The organism is Mesorhizobium sp. P3_A9, from assembly GCF_056402975.1.
This window is the reverse complement of record NZ_JBFUGJ010000468.1, coordinates 1-3762: the sequence shown is the minus strand read 5'-3', so window position 1 is coordinate 3762 and position 3762 is coordinate 1. Positions and strand designations below refer to the sequence as shown.

The window sequence follows — 3762 nt, the reverse complement described above, 5'->3', positions numbered from 1 at the left end:
GGTCGAGGACATCGGCCGCATGGTCGACGAATTCTCCGCCTTCGCGCGGATGCCGAAGCCCGAGATGAAGGCCATCGATCTGCGCGAATCGCTGCGCGAGGCCTCATTCCTGGTCGAAGTCAGCCGCGCCGACATTGGCTTCGAACGTGTGTTCGGCAACGAGCCGCTCAAGGGCACGTTCGACAGCCGCCTGATGGCGCAGGCATTTGGCAATGTGATCAAGAACGCCGCCGAAGCGATCGACGGACTGGAACAGAAGGACGGTTCGCACGGCATAATCCGGATTCAAGCCGGGCGCCAGAATGGCGCGATTCGAATCGACGTCATCGACAATGGCAAAGGCCTGCCGCGCGAGAATCGCCAACGGCTGCTCGAGCCCTATATGACCACACGCGAGAAGGGCACCGGGCTTGGTCTCGCTATCGTAAAGAAGATCGTGGAGGACCATGGTGGCAGGCTGGAACTTCATGATGCCCCTGCGGATTTCCACAACGGGCGTGGCGCGATGATCAGTATCATCCTGCCGCCTGTGGCTGCCACGCCGTTGCGCGGTGAAGCCAAGACGGAAAACGAAAGAGAAACTGAAAAGGTCGGTAATGGCGTCTGATATTCTCATCGTCGATGACGAGGAAGACATCCGTGAGCTCGTCGCGGGCATCCTGAGCGATGAAGGTCATGAAACCCGTACGGCATTCGATGCCGACAGCGCGCTCGCTGCTATAGCTGATCGTGCGCCGAGGTTGATTTTCCTCGATATCTGGCTGCAGGGCTCGCGCCTGGACGGCCTGGCGCTGCTCGACGAGATCAAGACCATGCATCCCACGCTGCCGGTGGTGATGATCTCCGGCCACGGCAACATCGAAACGGCGGTCTCGGCCATCCGTCGTGGCGCCTATGATTTCATCGAGAAGCCGTTCAAGGCCGACAGGCTGATCCTCATTGCCGAGCGTGCGCTGGAAACCTCGAAATTGCGGCGCGAGGTTTCCGACCTCAAGCTGCGGAGCGGCGAGACCTTCGATCTCATCGGCATGTCGTCGGCGATGAGCCAGCTGCGCCAGACCATAGAGCGCGTCGCGCCGACCAACAGCCGTGTCATGATCATCGGCCCATCGGGATCCGGCAAGGAACTGGCGGCGCGCGCCATCCACACGCTGTCGGCCCGCAAGGGCGCGCCGTTCGTGACGCTGAGTGCCGCCAACATCACCCCCGAGCGCATGGAAATCGAGCTGTTCGGCACCGAATCGAATGGTGTCGAGCGCAAGGTCGGTGCGCTGGAAGAAGCCCATCGCGGTATCCTCTACATCGACGAAGTGGCCGATATGCCGCGTGAGACGCAGAATAAGATCCTGCGCGTGCTGGTCGAGCAGCAGTTCGAGCGGGTAGGGGGCACCAAGCGGGTCAAGGTCGATGTCCGCATCATCTCCTCGACCTCGCAGAACCTGGAAGCGATGATTGCCGACGGGCGTTTCCGCGAGGATCTCTATCATCGCCTGGCGGTGGTTCCGGTGATGGTGCCGGGGCTGGCCGAGCGGCGCGAGGATATTCCCTATCTCGTCGACAACTTCATGAAGCAGATCGCCCGCCAGGCCGGCATCAAGCCGCGCCGCATCGGCGACGACGCGCTGGCCGTGCTGCAGGCGCACAACTGGCCGGGCAACGTCCGCCAGTTGCGCAACAATGTCGAGCGCCTGATGATCCTGGCGCGTGGCGACGACGTCGATGCGCCGATAACCGCGGACCTTCTGCCGTCCGAGATCGGCGATGTCATGCCGCGCACGCCGAACCAGTCCGACCAGCACATCATGGCGCTGCCGTTGCGAGAAGCGCGTGAACAGTTCGAGAAGGACTATCTGATCGCCCAGATCAACCGSTTTGGCGGCAACATCTCGAARACSGCCGAGTTCATCGGCATGGAGCGTTCCGCCYTKCACCGCAAGCTSAAGTCGCTGGGCGTCTGACGCACACAAAGTCAGCCTGGCCGTGGCCTACGCAATTGTCGGTTACGGGTGCGGCGGAATCGCATAAGAAAGCCGGGACTTTTCTGAGGGATCACCCATGCCGCGCATTGCCTATGTGAACGGGCGCTACGTCGTCCACGCGGACGCTTCCGTGCATATCGAGGATCGCGGCTATCAATTTGCCGACGGTGTCTATGAGGTCTGCGAGGTGGCGCGAGGCTTCATCGTCGACATGCCGCGCCATCTTGCCCGGCTGAACCGCTCGCTCACCGAACTGTCGATCGCCTGGCCGGTCGCGCGCAACGTGCTGCCGCTCATTCTGCGCGAAGTGGTCAACCGCAACCATGTCGCCAACGGTCTGGTCTATGTCCAGGTGACGCGCGGCGTCGCCAGCCGCGATTTTGTTTTCCCGTCGGCGGACACCAAGCCCTCCTTGGTGGTCACGGCCAAGAAGGCTGATCCGGCGGCTGGAGCAAAGCGGTCCGAGACCGGCATAGCGGTCATCACCGTGCCCGAGAACCGTTGGGACCGCGTCGACATCAAGACTGTCGGACTGCTGCCCAATGTACTGGCCAAGCAGAAAGCCAAGGAAGCCGGTGCCCAGGAGGCATGGTTCGTCGACACCGACGGCAACGTCAAGGAAGGTGGCTCGTCCAACGCCTGGATCGTCACCCGGGACGGCGTCCTGGTTACGAGGCCTGCCGAGCACGGCATCCTGCGCGGCATCACCCGCACGACCATGTTCGAAGTGGCGGCAAAGCTCGGCCTGAAGATCGAAGAGCGCGGTTTTTCCGTCGCCGAGGCCAAGGCGGCGCGCGAGGCGTTCATCAGCTCCGCGACGACGATTGCCATGCCTGTCGTGGCCATTGACGGCGATCCGGTCGCCAACGGCCACCCCGGCTCTGTGACACTTTCGTTGCGGCAGGCCTTTTTTGACATTGCGGAAAAAAGTCCAGCCTGATAACCGCTCAGGTGGAATGAACATCAATATATCTCGTTCTGCTTGTCGTTACTGACGACAAGACGGTGTTTGCGTGCTTGACATGTGCCCGACAATTTGGCGCATTGGCTTGCAAACCGAAGGGGATCGGCGAAAGACAAGAACAATGGCGGAACGATCGCAAAACCTTCAGGACCTGTTCCTGAATTCAGTTCGCAAGAGCAAGAACCCGCTCACCATCTTTCTCATCAACGGCGTGAAGCTGACCGGCGTCGTCACTTCGTTCGACAATTTCTGTGTGCTGCTGCGCCGCGACGGTCACTCCCAGCTCGTCTACAAGCACGCCATTTCCACGATCATGCCGAGCCAGCCGGTTCAGATGTTCGATGGCGAGGAAAGCCAGGGCGCCTGATTGGCACGTGAGAAGGACGCGGACGCCACCGTTCGCGGAAAACCAGCGCATCATCCCGGGACGCAAGCCAAGGGTCCGACCCGGGCTGTCGTCATTGTGCCTGTGCTTACCCGCCAGCCGCGCGGCGACGACGAWACGAACCGYCCGCGGCTGACGCGWTCRGCYGASGCRCGCCRCGACGARGCSGTCGGCCTTGCSCGCGCCATCAACCTTGATCYGATCCATACGGCGGTGGTGACCGTCAACGACCCGCGGCCGGCGACCTTGCTCGGCAGCGGCAAGGTCGAGGAGTTCGCCGAGATCGTCAAAGAGGGTCATGCGGAACTGGTCATCGTCGATCATCCGCTGACGCCAGTGCAGCAGCGCAATCTCGAAAARGARWTGAACGCCAAGGTGCTSGACCGCACCGGGCTGATCCTSGAGATCTTYGGCGAGCGCGCSCGCACCAAGGA

Annotated in this window: 5 protein-coding genes; all 5 read left to right on the top strand. The window is 61.8% G+C overall.

Going from position 1 to position 3762, the window contains the following annotated elements; translation table 11 throughout:
- Window positions 1-607: sensor histidine kinase (locus AC1DX0_RS32670; protein ID WP_477358510.1), on the top strand; the 607-nt coding region annotated here is incomplete at its 5' end.
- A complete protein-coding gene (ntrX, locus tag AC1DX0_RS32665) occupies window positions 597-1958 on the top strand; it encodes a nitrogen assimilation response regulator NtrX (protein ID WP_477358508.1) in 1362 nt (453 codons plus the stop codon). The genes AC1DX0_RS32670 and ntrX, both read left to right, overlap by 11 nt.
- A 97-nt stretch (window positions 1959-2055) precedes the next feature.
- The gene (locus AC1DX0_RS32660; RefSeq protein WP_477220621.1) at window positions 2056-2919 is read left to right on the top strand and encodes a D-amino-acid transaminase; all 864 of its coding nucleotides are present in this window, start codon (window positions 2056-2058) and stop codon (window positions 2917-2919) included.
- Between the two features lie 145 nt (window positions 2920-3064).
- Complete coding sequence (gene hfq / locus AC1DX0_RS32655; protein ID WP_006202172.1) at window positions 3065-3310, top strand: RNA chaperone Hfq; 246 nt, start codon at window positions 3065-3067, stop codon at window positions 3308-3310.
- Window positions 3311-3762 (top strand): HflX-like GTP-binding protein (locus tag AC1DX0_RS32650; protein WP_477358506.1); only part of this gene is annotated, 452 nt, incomplete at its 3' end.